Genomic DNA, 15,476 nt, shown 5'->3' on the forward strand with positions numbered 1-15,476 from the left:
CCTAGATCGCTTAGCAGGAGGGAAGAGAAACAGAGGAGGGAGCCGTCTCGCAAGAGGCGGCTCTTTTCTGTTTTGGGCCTTAACCTTTCGCCAGCTCTACGGCGGCTCGTTCGGGGGTCGTTTGCGGGTCGATGATTTCTATTCCCGGAAGGGCTCTCTGGAGTTCGAAAATGACGCTGGCCCGGTAGAGCGTATCGGCTTTGAGAATACCTCCGGATAGGGCGAGTTTGGGATTTGGTTCGGATTTCGAAAATTCGAGGAATACGAGGCGGGCAAGCTTGGCGATGTGCTCCGCTTCGATTCGGAGGATATCGAGCGCTTTTAGGTCTCCTTCGCTGGCGAGTTCTATGACTCTGGGGGCGAGAGCGGCGATGGATTCTCGAGCGTCGGTAGAGAGGAGGAGTTTATTGTCGATCGCTCTTCGTCCGATCGCGTATCCACTTCCTGGATCGTCGTAATGGAAATTTCTCCCGCTTGCTCGGAACGACTTGCCGTTTGCGTCTCTGGCGTAGCAAGCGGAGCCGGTGCCGCCGATGAGGATCATGCCGGGGGCGCCTTGGAAGGCGGCATGGTGAGCGATGGCGAGGTCGTGGGTGAGTATCAGCCGCGCGCTCTCCAGGGCAGGGATGGCGCTGATGAGCTCGTAGCGGAGGGCTTCGCGGTCTTCCTCGCTCGCGACTCCGGCGATGCCGAGGCAAAGGGTTGTGTTCTCGTTGAAGCTGACCTGAGTGCCTTCGATGGCGTCGAGGATGCTGTTGGCAGCTTTGGAGAAGCCGATGTTGTTGGGGTTTGAGCCGGAGGAGACGCCCGAGCCGAGGACATTGCCATTTTCGTCCATGGCGGTCGCTCGAGTGCGAGTGCCACCGCCGTCCACGCCGATGTAAAGGTTAGCGGATGTTGTGGGATTCATAGAGTGGGATGGTGGGACTCTATGGGGGTGGACTGGGGAATCCACACTTTTTTATTTGGAGGTGGGAGAGTTTGTATGGATTTGGCTCTGCGGCTCGCCGGGCCGTCGAGCCCTACCTGGGGCGCTACGAAATTGCTACTGGTTTGGGGTCGACCCACTTGCCGTGGTCGCGGATGAGGTCGATGAGGCGTTCGTCGGCTTCGGCTTGCGGGATATTGTATTTCACGCATTCCTTTCCGACATAGAGATTGATTTTTCCGGGGGCTCCGCCGACGTATCCAAAATCCGCGTCTGCCATTTCGCCGGGGCCGTTGACGATACAGCCCATGATGGCGATCTTCACGCCTTTTAGGTGACCGGTCTTTTCGCGGATACGTTGGGTGGTGCTTTGCAGATCGAAAAGGGTGCGTCCGCAGCTGGGGCAGGCGACGAATTCTGTTTTGGTGATGCGAGAGCCGGCGCCTTGCAGGACGTTGTAGGCGAGTCGAGTGGAGCGGACGAGGTCGTTGTCTGACTCGACGCTGATCATGTCGCCAAGGCCGTCACAGAGAAGGGATCCAGTGAGGATGGAGGCGTCGAGCAGGTTGGAGAGGAAGGTCCCTGGTTCTGGGGTCTGCGCTCCGGGGAAGTTGCGGATCCAGAGGGGGGCTTGATTTTTCCACTGCTTGAGGCGATCGGCGAGTAGGCGGTATTGGCCGATGACGTGTTTGGGGGCGGGCGCGGGGAGGCGGGAGTGGAGGGTGACGATGAGGTTTGCTTCCGGCTCGGAGAGGATGCCGTCTGCTACCGTTGGCGATACGCCGATGATGGGGCGGATTTTGAACTGGGAGCAGAGGTGGACGAATTGCTTGTAGTCGTTGTAGTCCTCGTCTCCGAAATCTCTCAGGATCGCGAGTGGGAAAGGTTGATGCGGGAGGGCGAGCGATACCTCGTCGAGGGGGAGTTGCGGGTTGAGCTCGACGACGATGAATTCGGCTGCCCCTTTGATGCCTTCGCAGAGTTCGGTGAGTTTTTCGAGGTCCGCGATTGTGTTGGCTTTGAGCAGGATGCCTTCCAGTTTGGAATCGCCCAGCTTGGGGCGAGAGGTTTTGGCCTCGGCCGCGATTGTCACGTATTCGGATATCGGATGCGTGACGGGGGTGATGACGGTGGGGGGCTCTTCGAAGCCGAGCTTAGTTGAGTCGCTGAGTTGGACGGTTGTAATTTGGCGTCTCTCGAAGTGATAGGGGTCGATGGAATCGATTGTGGGGGTACCGGGGGCCGGAGTTTGGGGATCCTCTGGGATCGGGTTGTGGGGATCGAGAGTGTCGGTGATGAGGGACTTGCGCTCCGCCCGGCGGTCGGACTCTACCTGCCATTGCTTTTCGATCTTTTGTGCAAGCGCTCGAGCGACGGGGATTTCGTAGACAGGGTCTTCGGTGAGGGAGACGCGGATGGTGTCTCCGAGGCCGTCCATGAGGAGGCTGCCGATGCCGATGGCGGACTTGATGCGGCCGTCTTCGCCGTCGCCTGCCTCGGTGACTCCGAGGTGAAGCGGATAATGCATGTCCTCTTTGTCCATATGTTCCACGAGCAAGCGATAGGCCTCGATCATGACCTTGGGGTTGCTCGCTTTCATGGAGAGAATCATGTCGTAGTAGCTGTGCGACTGGGCGATGCGGAGAAACTCGAGGGCGGACTCGACCATGCCGAGCGGAGTGTCTCCGTAGCGGTTCATGATGCGGTCGGAGAGGGAGCCGTGGTTGGTGCCGATGCGGAGGGTGCGGCCGAGTTCCTTGGCTCGTTTTACGAGTGGAGAGAAATCGTCGTGAAGGCGTTGGAGTTCGGCGTCGTATTGAGAGTCAGAATACTCGAGGATTTTAAACTTTTTGGAGTCCGCGTAGTTGCCCGGGTTGACGCGGACCTTCTCGACGTGTTCGACCGCTTCCATGGCTGCGGAAGGGAGGAAATGGATGTCGGCGACGAGGGGAATGTGGCCAAACCCTGCGGCGGTAAAGTCGGCTCGGATGTCCTTGAGGGCTTGGGCTGCCTTTTTGTTGGGAGCTGTGACGCGGACGATTTCGCAGCCGGATTCTGCGAGGGCGATCGACTGTTTGACGGTGTCGTCGACGTTTTGCGTGAGCGTCGTCGTCATCGACTGGATACGGATCGGGTTGGCGCCGCCGACTCCTACGGAGCCGACTTTAACTTCGCGACTGACGCGACGGAGGGTTGCGAAACGGGAGGAACAGTAGGAGCTCATTGTTTAAGCACTGAGTGCACAGGTATCTCTGTTGCTGTGGCCGTTAGGGACAACGGCCGCTACCTTTTACTCTGTCGGGTCGGATGCTGGCTCGGCTTTTTGGCCGAAGACGGGGGCGATGCGGGTCTCTTTGATCTCGTTGCTTTCGGATGTATCCGAAACCCAACGACTGACGTCGAAGAAGGTGACGTAGAGCATCATGCCGAAGAGGAGGATCATGAAGCTGCCTTGGAGGGAGGCGATGACGTTCGGGTTCATCGGCTGACGTCGAAATTTATTTATCGTAGCGAAGGCGATGTGACCGCCGTCGAGGACGGGGATTGGCAGGAGATTGAAGATGGCCAAGCTGACGTTGATGAAAACGACGATCCAGATTGTGTTGAGCATGTCGTATTGGGCGGCGCTATAGATGACGCGGATGATACCTGCGGGACCGCTCATGTGGGAGATGCCGATATCGGAGTTGCGATTGAGCAGGGCTTGGAGGTTGGTCCAAGTGGTGCTGACGACCTCTTTCATTTGCTCCCAGGGGGTCTGGTGGAGGAGGCTGCGGTTTGTATCGAAACCGGCGATACCGCTGAGAACAGCAGTGCGTCCGTCTGACCAGATGGCGACTTCTTCGGGGGTTATGGTTGTATCGAATACGTCTTCTCCTCTTTGGTATTTGAGGGGAACGGCTTGGCCAGCCTTGTCCTCAAGGTAGTCGCTGTAGAATGCGACGCTTCTGATTGGCGTGCCGTCGAGTTCGAGAAGAATGTCGCCTGGCTGGATGCCAGCGGTAATGGCGGGAGAGTTTTTGTAGAGGGCGGTGGCGATGACGGTGTAGCCGGGGCGGAGTCCGACTTGTCGAAGCTTCATGCCTTGGGAGATGATTGGCTGTACTTGGAGTGGGAGCTCTTTGCCGTCTCGTTCGACGATGAACTCGATTTTTCGCTCGCCTGTTTCAGCTTTCCCGGCGCTTAGGGCGATGCCTTGGTGGATGTCGTCCCAGTCGTGTACGGGGACGCCATCGATGGAGCGGATGAGATCGCCCATTTGCATGCCAGCTTGCTTGGCTGGAGCGGGAACTTCTTGGCCTTCCGCGTTTTGCAGGGTTTCGCTGAGGTAGCCAACTTCGACGGAGGCACGGTCTTCTGAAGTGGGGCGACCGGTGAAGAAGAGAAGCGTGGCGAGGAGGAAGGCGAAGATGATGTTAAAAACGGCTCCGGCGACCGCTACGATGACTTTTGAGGTGTAGCTGATGGGAGGCATCGCTTTTACGTCGATGGACGAGTCGCCTTCGATGCCACGCATGTCAGCGAGCTGGGGAAGGGCGACGTAGCCGCCGAGTGGCAGCCAGGACAGGCGGTATTCGACGCCGCCGCTGGTCCAGGAGACGATTTTGGGACCGAAACCGATGGAGAAGCGTTCGATGTGGAGGCCGCGCCATTTGGCGGCGAGGAAATGGCCGAGTTCGTGGACGAAGATGGAGCCGCCGAAGAAGAGGACAACCATGAGGATGCCCCAGCCTTTATCGAGTAGTTCGGTGAAATTCATTGTTATGGGTTCCGGGGTTCAGGTTCCCGGTTTCAGGTCTATTGAAATTTGGATTGTGGCGTCGCCTTGGCGCGGCGGCCTACAGTTTGGTTGGGCTTTGGATGAAATTGGTAGCGTTTTGTCGGGCGAGCTGGTCGTAGTGGAGGACTTCGTCCAGGGAGCCTGGTTCTATATTATCGATCGATTCGAGGGTTTTTTCGATCACGGAAGCGATTTCAATGAATTTTAGCTTCCTTGAGACAAACGCTTCGACGGCGACTTCGTTTGCAGCGTTGAAGATTCCGGTGGCGACGCCGCAGGTTTCCATGGCCTGGCGGGCGAGAGCGAGGCAAGGGTAGCGTTGCAGGTCGGGGGCTCGGAAATCGAGTTGCATGGCTTGGGTGAAGTCGAGGGGCTCGACGGTGCCTGGTCCGCGATCGGGGTAGAGCAGGCAGTGCTGGATAGCGAAGGTCATGTCCGGAGGGCAAAGCTGGGCCAGTACGGAGCCGTCGATGTACTGGACCATGGAGTGGACGATGCTTTGCGGGTGGATAACTGCTTGGACCTGATCGGCTTGCATGCCGAAGAGCCAGCGGGCTTCGATCATTTCCAGGCCTTTGTTGGCCATGGTGGCTGCATCGATGGTGACCTTGGGTCCCATGTCCCAATTGGGGTGTTTGAGGGCTTGCTCGACGGTGACGTTTGAAAACTGGTCGAGCGGCAGGTCTCGGAAGGAACCGCCTGAAGCGGTCAGAATGACCTTGTCTATGTGCTTGTGCGGGGCGCCGTCGAGGCACTGGAAAATGGCGTTGTGCTCGGAGTCGACGGGGAGGATGCGGGAGCCGGTTTTGGCGGCTGCTTCCATGATGAATTTTCCGGCGAGGACGAGGATCTCCTTGGAGGCGACGGCGAGGGTCTTGCCGGCTTCGATGGCTCTGAGGGCTGGGTGTAGTCCGTGGGTGCCGACGACGGCGACGAGGGTGGTGTCGGCTTCGGGGAGGGCGGCGAGTTCCTCGAGCCCGGCGAGTCCGGAGTAGAATTGGGTGCCGCTGGCGAAGTCTGGGTTGGTTTTTGCGTCGGCGTAAGCGGCTTCGTCGAAGAGGCCGACGTGGGGGACTTGGAACTCTCGGGCGATTTGCGCGAGCTTGGCGTGGTTCCGGTTCGCTGCGATGCCGACGAGGTTGAGTCGGTCGCTGTGTTTGCGGATGACCTTGAGAGTGCTTTCGCCGATGGATCCGGTGGCGCCGAGGAGGACGATGTTCATGGGAAAGAGATGCTTAAGCCTTAGGTGTTGTGGGGAAAGGCTGTAAACTAACCTCGGTTAGTGGCTCCATTTCTCAGCGAGTTGCGGTTGGTAGAGCTTTGTTTTTTTGATGTGGTTGTCGCGGCAATGACGGAGCATTGCCCTCCTGGCTGAGCGCGGAGTTTCATTGGAGCAGCCCGAAGAGGAGGAAGGCGGTGGGTGAGGTGAGGATGAGCGAGTCGCTCAAGTCGAAGGCTCCACCGATGCCTGGTATGAAGGAGCCGGAGTCTTTTTGGCCGGCGGCGCGTTTCATCATGCTTTCGACAAGGTCGGAGACGATGGAGAGGGCCGCGATGGGCGCGGCGAATACGGCTCCCCAAAGAGGGGTGAAGAAGTCGGGAAAGTGTTGTCCGGCGAGGAAAACAAAAAGGTAGCCGAGGCCGATCGAGGTGATGACGCCGCCGATGGCGCCTTCCCAGGTTTTGCCGGGGGAGGTGTTGGGGGACATCTTGTGGCGGCCGAAGAGTTTGCCGAAGACGAGGGCTCCGACGTCGCAGAACTTGGCGGTGACGATGAGCCAGAGGATGAGCATCAGCCCTTCGTTCATTTCGGGGGTGATGGTGAGCATGCGGGCCATGAAGGTCAGCATGAAGGGGACGTAGATGAGGCCGACGAGGGTGGAGCCGAGGGTTTCGATGCGGTCTTCGACTTGGCGATGGACGAGGATGCGCAGGCAGACGGCGACGATGGTGACGGCGATGATGCTGCCGTAGAGGCCGGGGGCGGGATGGTCGAGTAGCTTCTGTACGTAGAAGGGCCCGAGGATCATGAAGGTGCCGAAGCTGCAGCCGAGAGATTTGAAGGGCTTGCGGCCCATCTTTTCCATCAGCCCGTAGAGTTCCCACTGAGTGCCGAAGCTGACGATAGCGATGAGCCAGACCGCGGCTTCGGGGGTGATCATGACCGAGCCGACGACGATAGCCCAGAGGAGGAGTGTACTGAAAAGGCGTTTGGCCATTTTTAGGAGTCTAGGCTTTAGGGGATTAGAGCTTAGGCGGGGGATTGGGTGGCGATTTGCTCGCCTGTCTTGCCGAAGCGTCGCTCGCGATTGCGGTAGCAGGCGATGGCTTCCTGGAGTTGCTCTTTGCCGAAGTCGGGCCAGAGGGTTTCGGTGAAATAGAATTCCGCGTAGGCGGATTGCATGAGGAGGAAGTTGCTGATGCGAGTCTCTCCGGAGGTGCGGATGATGAGGTCCGGATCGGGGAGCTCGGCGGTGTAGAGGTGTTTGGAGAAGTCGCCCCAATCGAGTGTGTTTGGCGAGATCTTGCCGTCTGTGATCGCTTGGGCGAAGGCTTTGGCGGCGTCGAGGACTTCGTTGCGGGAGGAGTAGTTGAGAGCGAGGGTGAGGTGCCAGTCGTCGAATTCGGCGGTGGCGTCGATCGCTTTTTTGAGGGCCTTGCGGGCGCGATCGGGGAGCTCGTCGATGCGGCCGATGGCGTGGAGGCGGACGCGTTTTTTGATGAGCGTCTTGGTCTCGCGGTTGAGGAAGAGCTCGAGCAGCTCCATGAGGGCCTTGACCTCGATATCCGGGCGATTCCAGTTCTCGGCGGAGAAGGCGTAGAGGGTGAGATAGCGGATGCCGAGCTCTTGGCAGGCGTCGATGATGGCGCGCGTGGCCTTGGCTCCTTCTTTGTGCCCGCGAGGGCGGGAGTGCCCGCGCTGCTTAGCCCAGCGACCATTGCCGTCCATGATGACGCCGATGTGCGTGGGGTTTGGTTTGGTATTGGATTCGCCGCTCATTCCAGGTGCTGGGAAGAATAAGCGGGGAGGATCGAATGGGGTTTGGCCTTTGGCAAGGCGTTATTGGGGGTGTTGAGGAACGGCCAGCTCGGGGCCGTTTTGGGGGAACGGTTATTAGGCAACGACGGAGCGTTGCCCTCCTGTTACTTTTCGAAGCTGTAGCCGGCGGCTTCGGCTTGGGCCTCGATGACTTGGAAGGCGCTGAGCTCGAAGACTTCGTCCTGGTCTTCTTTGCTGAGCTTTTCCATTTCCGCTTCGATGAACTCGTTGCGTTTGGCTACGTTGGTGACGAGGTTTGCCTGGATCTGCTGGCGTTTGGCGATCTTGTCTTGGATGCGTTTCTGGAGCTCTTCTTCGTCTAGCTTTTGGTAGCTGGGTGGGAGCTTGGCGCGGTCGATGGTTTCGATGGTGAGCTTGCCGGAGATGATGAGTTCGACGAGGTCGCCGTCGCCGGCGATGGCTTTGCCTTTTCCTGCTTTGATCAGGTAGCTGGAGCGGTCTGCCATGGCGGCTCCTGTCATGGAGGAGAGCAGGCTGCGGTTTTTCTTGGCGTAGCTTTGCTCGAGTTTGGTGCCGTAGGGGATGATGGTGGCGTCGAGCTCGATGTTGAGCTCTTGGATGACGGGGTCCCACTGGGTGTCCACGATGATGCTGCCTCCGTCTTGGAGGATGGCTGCGTAGGTGCCGTTGGTGGAGCCGGAAATCTTTTTCCAGAAGGAGGCGGTGCCGCCGAGGCTGCCGCATTGAATGGTGTTGATGAGGATGCCTTTGGCTTGGGCGAGCTGGCAGCTGACGTCGAATTTGACATCGTCTGGGTAGTCCATGTGAGGACGTGCGTCGCCGACGAGAAAGATGGTTTTGAGGGTGTCGCGATCGGGGTTCCACTGCATTTCGGAGACGGCCTCGTAGAGGGCCTGGTTCACGGACTCGGGTTCGTCGCCGCCGCCGTTGGCCTGGAATTGCATGAGGTTGGCGTAGACTTCGTCGATGTTGTCGTTGAGTCCGAATTTTTTGGTGACGTAGGCGTCGCCGCGATCCCGATAGCCGATGAGTCCGAACTTGATGTTGGGGGTGGGCTTGGCGGATTTCATTTTGTCCGCGATCTGCCAGATCTTCTGTTTTGCTCCGGAGATGAGTCCGCTCATGGAGCCGGTGGTATCGAGTACGAACACGACCTCCATGGTCGGGGCTTGGATGACTTGCTCGTCGCTATGCTGGTGATCCTCGGCTTCTTCGTGTGGGTGGGCGAAGCTGGTAAAAGGGAGGGTGGAGAGAGCGGCGAGCGCTCCCACTAGGGTAAGGGCACGTGAATTGGACATGTTCATGGGGGACCCTTTGGTTGTTCAGATGTTCCGGCGATGTCAGATTGTTGCATCTAATCGCGGCTTGGTTACGTATGACTGTACAGCTCGAGCCTCTATGAAAACATCTACTCTGACTTTGTCTGTCCTGCTGCTGGGAGCGGCGGGCTACGCTGCCTATCTGCAAACCGAGGTGAATCGCCTGAAAGCTTCGTTGGAAGCGAACGTTGCTGTGGAGGAACCGGTCGCTGAAGCGGTTGCTGAAAAGGAGATGCCCGACGTTGTGGAAGAGCAGGTCGCGGCGGCGGCAACGGAGGACGTGTACCGGCAGGAGCCTGAAGCTGCTCCCGAGCCAGAGAGACCGAGCGAAGAGGAAAGGGCAGCCCGGCGCCAGGAACGAATGGGGCGTATGCTGGCGGCATTTGAGGACCCTCAGATGCGGGTTGATATGATCGAGCGGCAGATGAACCGGATCGACAATCGTTATGCGGAGTTTTTCAAAACGCTGGATTTAAGCGATGACGAGCTTGAGGTGCTGCGAACGCTGATGGCTGAGAGCGGCGTGGTGAATTGGGAGATGCGGATGCGTGGATTTGGCGCGGCGAACGAGGACGAACGGGCTTTGGTAAGCGAGGAGCGTCAGCTTCAGCACGACGTGTTGCAAGGCGAGATCGCTGCGTTGCTGGGAGAAGAGAATGCGGCGGCCCTGCAAGATTACACCGATAGTCTCCCTTATCGTGGGCAGGTCGAGGCGTTGGCTTCGAGTCTTAGCTTTACGGATACGCCTTTGACGGATGTTCAGAGCGAGGGGCTTGTGACTTCGATCAAAGAGGTGTCGCAATCCTTTGAATACACTAAGGATCTTGCTCAATTGCGCGGTCGAGGGATGCAGGATTTGAGTGGAAGCGATGTTTCGACTTACTTTGAGGAGCGGGCCGAATATGACTCGATGGTTTTGGAGGCGGCGTCTGAAACGCTTAATGACGCGCAGCTGGCGGCTTACGCGGAACGCCAGTTGGCGGAGCGCGAGCGGGATCAGCGTCAGATTGAGTTTATGCTGGAGAATCCGGATCGCGGACGCGGCGGACCTGGCGGTGGCCGTGGCGGACCGCGCGGGGGAGCTCCTCGGTTTTAGGCGAAGGCTAGCCTTTGAGGTAGGGGACGAACTCGGATTTGTGGGATCCGTCTTCGTATAGGTCCACGAGTACGTAGGCGGGCGGAAATTCCTGGTAGGGGCCGTCCCACCAGCCGCCGCAGACGGCGCCGTTGCAGAGATAGTCGATGCCGAGGTAGCGGACTTGGTCGGCGAGGTGAATGTGTCCTGAGAGGGCGAGCTTGATATTCGAGTGTTGGGCGAAGAGGTCTTTGATGCGGCGAGCGTCGATGTGCATCCACGGTCCGGGTACATGCCAGTTGCCGCTTTTTTCGTTTTCGCCGTCGAAGAAGGGGCAGAAGCTAATGATCGGGATGTGGGAGAGGATGCAGATGGGTTTGCTGGCGTCGAGCTCGGCAAGGGTTTGGGCGAGCCAGGCGAATTGTTTTTCGTCGAGCCTGGCGGTGTAGCCTTTGCTGGAGGCGGCATCGAAGTAGACGCTATCGAGCACTACGAACTGCCAGCCTGCTTGGGAGAAGCTGTAGTAGCGGTCTTTCAAGCCGAGCTCCTCCATGGCCCAGTTTTTGCCGTAGTCGACGTTTCTGCGGCGATCGTCGAGGGCCCAACCCCAGACGTCGTGGTTTCCGATGGCGCTGCGGAAGGGGAGTTCGAGTTCGTTTTTGAGGACGGCTCGCCATTCTCGCCACTGGGCTCGGGTCTCGGCTTTGCTTTTCTTGAGGGCGTCCATTATGGAATCGCCTCCGTTGAGGATGAGGTCGGGCTTGTCGCTGAGGCTCTGGACATGCTGGAGGGCCATGGCCATTTTCTCGGGCGCGTTTTTCCCGGACATGACGTGGATGTCTGTCATGTGGGCGATGCGGAGGGAGCGCTTCGGTGCCTGGGGCGTTTGGGAGAAGAGGCTTGGGCTTGTGGCGGAGGCGGCGATTGCGGTGCTGGAAGCGAGGAATGTGCGGCGGTTCATACTGGGGGAATTATTCGTTGATGAGCGGGAGGATGGATTCTATGGAGTAAGCCTTAAGAGTTAGGCTTCTTAGCTTTCTTGGTATGTTTATTTCTCGATTAGTTTTGTTCCTCGGTTTTGCCGTTTTGAGCGGGGTGTCTCTCCATGCTCAGGAGGCGTTTGACGATGAGGCGTTCGAGGCGAGCGGGGAGCTGGAGAAAGCGGAGCGGGACGAGGCGTTTGCGGAGGTGTATGGCGCGTTTGTCTCTGAAGAGTACCGCAAGGCGATTCGTGGGGCGAAGCCTCTGGCCCGAAGGGGGATGGCCGATGCTCAGCATTTGTTGGGCTTGTGTTATCAGCATGGGCTGGGAGTGAAGGCGAATGGTAAGCGGGCGGAGTATTGGTTTCGCTTGGCGGCGGAGCAAAGGCATGCGCCGGCGATGCTAGCGGCTGGTGAGTTCGCGTTTGGGGGATCGAATGGCGGCGAGGCGGATCATGCGGCGGCTCGCTTGTATTTGAAGCCGCTTACGGGGTTGGATTGGTCGTTTGCTCAGCGGATCGAGGATCTGTCTGTGCAGCGTGCGATCCGTTCGCGGGCGTCGTACCTGATGGGCTTGTTGTTGATTGACGGGTTGGGAGGAGAGAAGCAGGTCGAAGAGGGCTTGCTGATGATGAATCGGGCTTCGGCGACGGGAGATGCCTGGGCGTCGATGTATTTGGCGATGGCCTACGCGGAGGGGAAGCTGATGGAGCGGGATGCGGAGTTGTCGAAGCAGTTTTTTGAGCAATCCGACTTGCAGGCGTTTGACCAGGTCAGACGGAATCTTGAGACGACTCGTATGGAGTCCGCCAGTCCGATGTTGAAAAAGCAGATCGAAAAGATGGGGCGCGAGATGGCGGAAGTGCATACCAAGAATCTGGTGCAATCTCAGACTAATTTGGCGAAGGCGCTGTTGGTGGAGGGGGCCGAGGATCATGATCCGGAGTCTTCGCGGGTGTTGTTGAGGATGGCCTCGGAGGCTGGGAACACGGAAGCGTCTTTCCTTTTGGGCTATCTGCTTTGCGAGGGGATCGGCGGGGGGCAGGACTTCGAGGAAGGGGCGAGGCTTTTGGAAGCGGCTTCGGAGAAGAACTGGGTGTTGGCTAACTACAATCTAGCGGTCCTTTTGCTCAATGGTTGGGGAGTGGGAATCGATGAGGCTCGGGCGGATACGCTTTTGGATCGTGCGGCGGAGTCGGGATTTTATTCTGCTCAACTACTGCTGGAGCGGGAGGTCGAGCCTGAGTTGTTGCGAGACATCGAGGACCTTGAACGCTGCGAGGCTGCTGAATCTTCGGATGTACGCGCGTCCTATGCGATGGGGATGCGACTGGCTAGGGGGTGGTTGGTCGAGGCGACGGGAGCGACGTTCGAGTTGAGGGAGCGTTTTCGGCTTGGTGCGGCAGCGGGGTACGCGAGATCGCAGCATGCGTATGCGGAATTCTACTACTGGGGCCACTTGGGGGAACGGGATTATGGAATTGCACGGGAGTATTTTGAAGCGGCGAGCGCTCAAGAGCATGCTCAGTCGTATTTTAAAGTTGGTTACATTTATGAGAAAGGTCTTGGGGTAGAGGCTGACGCTTTGAAGGCGGTGGCGTACTACGAGCGGGCGAGCGATTTTGGAGATGCGTGGGCTGCCAATAATCTGGGAGCTATTCATACGGATGGCGAGCTTGGGGAGAAGGATTATGAGAAGGCGATGGACTACTACTTGCTGGCGGTGGAGCGGGGTCATGTCGTTGCGTGTTTCAATATCGCTGAGGCCTATCTGCGAGGCAGGGGACGTGAAGTGGACAAGGAGGCAGCTGCCGAGTGGTATACGAAGGCGGCGGATGGCGGGGATTTGTTGTCAGCCCAGAAGCTGCAGCGCCTTTATTCGAACGGAACGTTCGAAGGGGACGATGGCGAGTATGCTTATTGGGTGGAGCGGTGCGCGGAGATGGGGGATAAGCGGGCGATGCTTGATATCGCTCGTTTTTATGAACGCGGGGTGTATGTGTCGAAGAACTTGGACCGATCTCTGTACTGGATTAATAAATACATGGAGACCGTTTTGGAGGGGACGCCTGAATGGGAGTCAGCTGTATTGGCTTTGATTCGCTTGATGGGGACCGAGGATTGGCATGGCCATGATCCGGAAAAAGCGTTTTTGCTTTGTGAGGAGCTGGAGTTTGCGGAGGCTAAGTTGATCTTGGGGATGCTGCATTTACGTGAGATATCGGATGAGTCGGATCCGAAAAAGGGGGTCTCGATCTTGAAGCGTGTTTACAAGGAGTCTCGCAAGGTGGATGGAGAGAAGAACGCTGCAGCGAAGGCGGCTTACGAGCTGAGCAACTGTTATTTGAAGGGGAACGGGGTGCGTAGGGATATGAAGCAGCGCGTTAAGTGGATGGAAGCTTCTGCGGAAATCGGATTTAAGCCGGCTCGCTACTACATGGCTCGTTACAAGATCGAGGGAGTGGAAGTGAAGAGGGATGAGTTGGAAGGCTTGGCGGAGATGGATGACTTGGCGGACAAGGGGATGTCGCTCGCGATCTTGTACCTCGGGCGTATGATGGCGAATGGGGAATTGGATCGGCCGGAGGACGATTTGTTGTGGATACAAATCAAGGAGCTTGCGGTGGCGGGGAATCGTAAGGCGATGGATGTCGCCCAACGGCTTGGCATCGAATGGAAGGGGCCTGTGGAGGCGGAGGAATTGGACCCGGAGGAGACCGAAGAGTCGGAGGGGAAAAAGGAAAAGGCTCCGGAATGGAGCCCTTCAGTTTTGGGATGATTACTGTAGTTGTTTGTTGACTACGGTTCTTTTGAGGTTGAGGCAACGACGGAGTAACTGTGTCTCCTGCAAGCTGTAAGTTGAGTTATTGCCATGGCTTGGGGCTTGTCAGGGTCTCGCTTTGCTCGACGTAGGAATTGACGGGCCTAATGCCGAAGGTACCTATGTTTCTTTCAGGACGGAAGAGCGGACCTAACGCGTTTGTTTCATTCGGATCTGGTTGTTGGCAACGACGGAGCGTTGCCCTCCGGTTATTCTGCTAGGATCTTGTTTTCGTCGAAGACGAGGTTGCCGGCGACGAGGGTCTTTTTGACTTTGCCTTTGAGTTCGCGGTCGATCCAGGGGGAGTTGCTGGACTTGCTGAAGAACTTTTTGTTCTGGGGAGTCCAGGTTTCGTTCGGATCGATGATTGCTATATCGGCGTCGGCTCCGGCGGCGAGGCTACCTTTGTCTAGGTTTATAATCTCGGCTGGTTTGCTGGTGAGAAGTGATAGGGTGGCGCTGAGTGAGAGGCGTTTGCTGTGGTAGAGCTGACCGAGCGAGATGGCGAGCGCGGTTTCAAGCCCGATGACGCCGAAGGGGGCGTAGTCGAATTCGACATCCTTCTCGTAGTCGGTGTGCGGGGCGTGTCCGGTGGCGATGCAGTCGATGGTGCCGTCTTCGAGCCCTTGGATAAGGGCGAGGCGATCTTCCTCCGTGCGGAGGGGCGGGTTCATCTTGAAGTTGGTATTGAAGCTCTCGATCTCGGAATCGTTGAGTCCTATGTGGTGCGGGGTAACTTCGGCTGTCACGTGTACGCCGCGAGATTTGGCGCGGCGGATAATGTCGACGGATCCTTTGGAGCTGATGTGCTGGAGGTGGATGTGGGCTCCGGTATGAGTTGAGAGGACGGTGTCTCGGGCGACGATGATTTCTTCGGCAGCGGCGGCGAGGCCTTTTAGTCCTAGTTTTGTGGATACGAATCCTTCGTTCATGACGCCGTCACCTGCCAGAGTGCTGTCTTGGCAGTGGTCGATGACGGGGATGTTGAACATGTGGGCGTATTGGACGGCCCGGCGCATGAGGCCGGTGTTTTGCACGCACTTGCCTCCGTCTGATATGGCTACGATGCCTGCTCGGGAAAGGGATCCGGTGGGGGCGAGGGCTTCGCCTTTGCGACCGACGGTGATGGTGCCGGTGGGGAAGACGTTTACGAGGCCTTCTTTGTCGACGACGTCTTTGATGAGCTGGACGGTGCCGACGGAGTCGACGGCAGGGGAGGTGTTTGGCATGCAGACAACGGAGGTGAATCCTCCTGCGGCTGCTGCTGAAGTTCCGCTGCGTATGGTTTCCTTGTGCTTTTGGCCGGGAACGCGGAAGTGGACGTGCAGGTCGACGAGGCCTGGGGCGACGACGAGTCCGGTTGCGTCTATGACTTCAGCGGTATCCAGGATGTCCTGATTTGGTTTTTCGGAGATTTTTCCATCGACGATGTAGAGGTCGGCGACTTCGTCGCGGTTGTTCTTCGGGTCGATGATGCGGCCGTTTTTGATGATGGTGGCGGAGGACATTGGGAAAGTTTTTTTGCCCACGAAGGGCACTAAGGGTGCCCG

11 protein-coding genes are annotated in these 15,476 nt (G+C 58.0%); 2 read left to right on the top strand and 9 right to left on the bottom strand.

The window, feature by feature from the left end; genetic code table 11:
* Positions 1-79 precede the first annotated feature (79 nt).
* The 7 genes from JIN87_RS07810 to JIN87_RS07840 form a co-directional block, all read right to left on the bottom strand.
* A complete protein-coding gene (locus JIN87_RS07810; protein WP_200354985.1) occupies positions 80-910 on the bottom strand; it encodes a BadF/BadG/BcrA/BcrD ATPase family protein in 831 nt (276 codons plus the stop codon).
* Between the two features lie 124 nt (positions 911-1,034).
* The gene (gene ispG, locus JIN87_RS07815) at positions 1,035-3,152 is read right to left on the bottom strand and encodes a (E)-4-hydroxy-3-methylbut-2-enyl-diphosphate synthase (RefSeq protein WP_200354986.1); all 2,118 of its coding nucleotides are present in this window, start codon (positions 3,150-3,152) and stop codon (positions 1,035-1,037) included.
* A 66-nt stretch (positions 3,153-3,218) separates the two neighbouring features.
* On the bottom strand, positions 3,219-4,688 hold the full coding sequence (gene rseP, locus JIN87_RS07820) for an RIP metalloprotease RseP (RefSeq protein ID WP_200354987.1): 1,470 nt from the start codon (positions 4,686-4,688) through the stop codon (positions 3,219-3,221).
* A gap of 79 nt (positions 4,689-4,767) precedes the next feature.
* On the bottom strand, positions 4,768-5,931 hold the full coding sequence (gene dxr / locus JIN87_RS07825; protein ID WP_200354988.1) for a 1-deoxy-D-xylulose-5-phosphate reductoisomerase: 1,164 nt from the start codon (positions 5,929-5,931) through the stop codon (positions 4,768-4,770).
* 163 nt (positions 5,932-6,094) lie between these two features.
* Complete coding sequence (locus JIN87_RS07830; protein ID WP_200354989.1) at positions 6,095-6,928, bottom strand: phosphatidate cytidylyltransferase; 834 nt, start codon at positions 6,926-6,928, stop codon at positions 6,095-6,097.
* Between the two features lie 32 nt (positions 6,929-6,960).
* Entirely contained in the window at positions 6,961-7,710 is a 750-nt protein-coding gene (gene uppS / locus JIN87_RS07835) for an undecaprenyl pyrophosphate synthase (protein ID WP_200354990.1), read from the bottom strand.
* 143 nt (positions 7,711-7,853) lie between these two features.
* Positions 7,854-9,035, bottom strand: a complete 1,182-nt coding sequence (locus tag JIN87_RS07840) for a VWA domain-containing protein (protein ID WP_200354991.1) — start codon at positions 9,033-9,035, stop codon at positions 7,854-7,856.
* A gap of 94 nt (positions 9,036-9,129) precedes the next feature.
* On the opposite strand from JIN87_RS07840, the gene JIN87_RS07845 reads away from it, so the two are divergent.
* Complete coding sequence (locus tag JIN87_RS07845) at positions 9,130-10,146, top strand: hypothetical protein (protein WP_200354992.1); 1,017 nt, start codon at positions 9,130-9,132, stop codon at positions 10,144-10,146.
* 7 nt (positions 10,147-10,153) lie between these two features.
* On the opposite strand, the gene JIN87_RS07850 is transcribed toward JIN87_RS07845, so the two are convergent.
* Positions 10,154-11,086, bottom strand: coding sequence for a metallophosphoesterase family protein (locus tag JIN87_RS07850; protein ID WP_200354993.1), 933 nt, complete (start codon positions 11,084-11,086; stop codon positions 10,154-10,156).
* Between the two features lie 83 nt (positions 11,087-11,169).
* On the opposite strand from JIN87_RS07850, the gene JIN87_RS07855 reads away from it, so the two are divergent.
* Positions 11,170-13,884 (top strand): tetratricopeptide repeat protein, encoded by a 2,715-nt coding sequence (locus JIN87_RS07855; protein ID WP_200354994.1) that lies wholly within the window; start codon positions 11,170-11,172, stop codon positions 13,882-13,884.
* A gap of 251 nt (positions 13,885-14,135) precedes the next feature.
* On the opposite strand, the gene JIN87_RS07860 is transcribed toward JIN87_RS07855, so the two are convergent.
* Positions 14,136-15,434: a dihydroorotase gene (locus tag JIN87_RS07860; protein WP_200354995.1), complete on the bottom strand. Its 1,299-nt coding sequence runs from the start codon at positions 15,432-15,434 to the stop codon at positions 14,136-14,138.
* Positions 15,435-15,476: the final 42 nt, after the last annotated feature.

It is taken from the genome of Pelagicoccus mobilis, from assembly GCF_016595505.1.
GTDB classification, from domain to species: domain Bacteria; phylum Verrucomicrobiota; class Verrucomicrobiia; order Opitutales; family Opitutaceae; genus Pelagicoccus; species Pelagicoccus mobilis.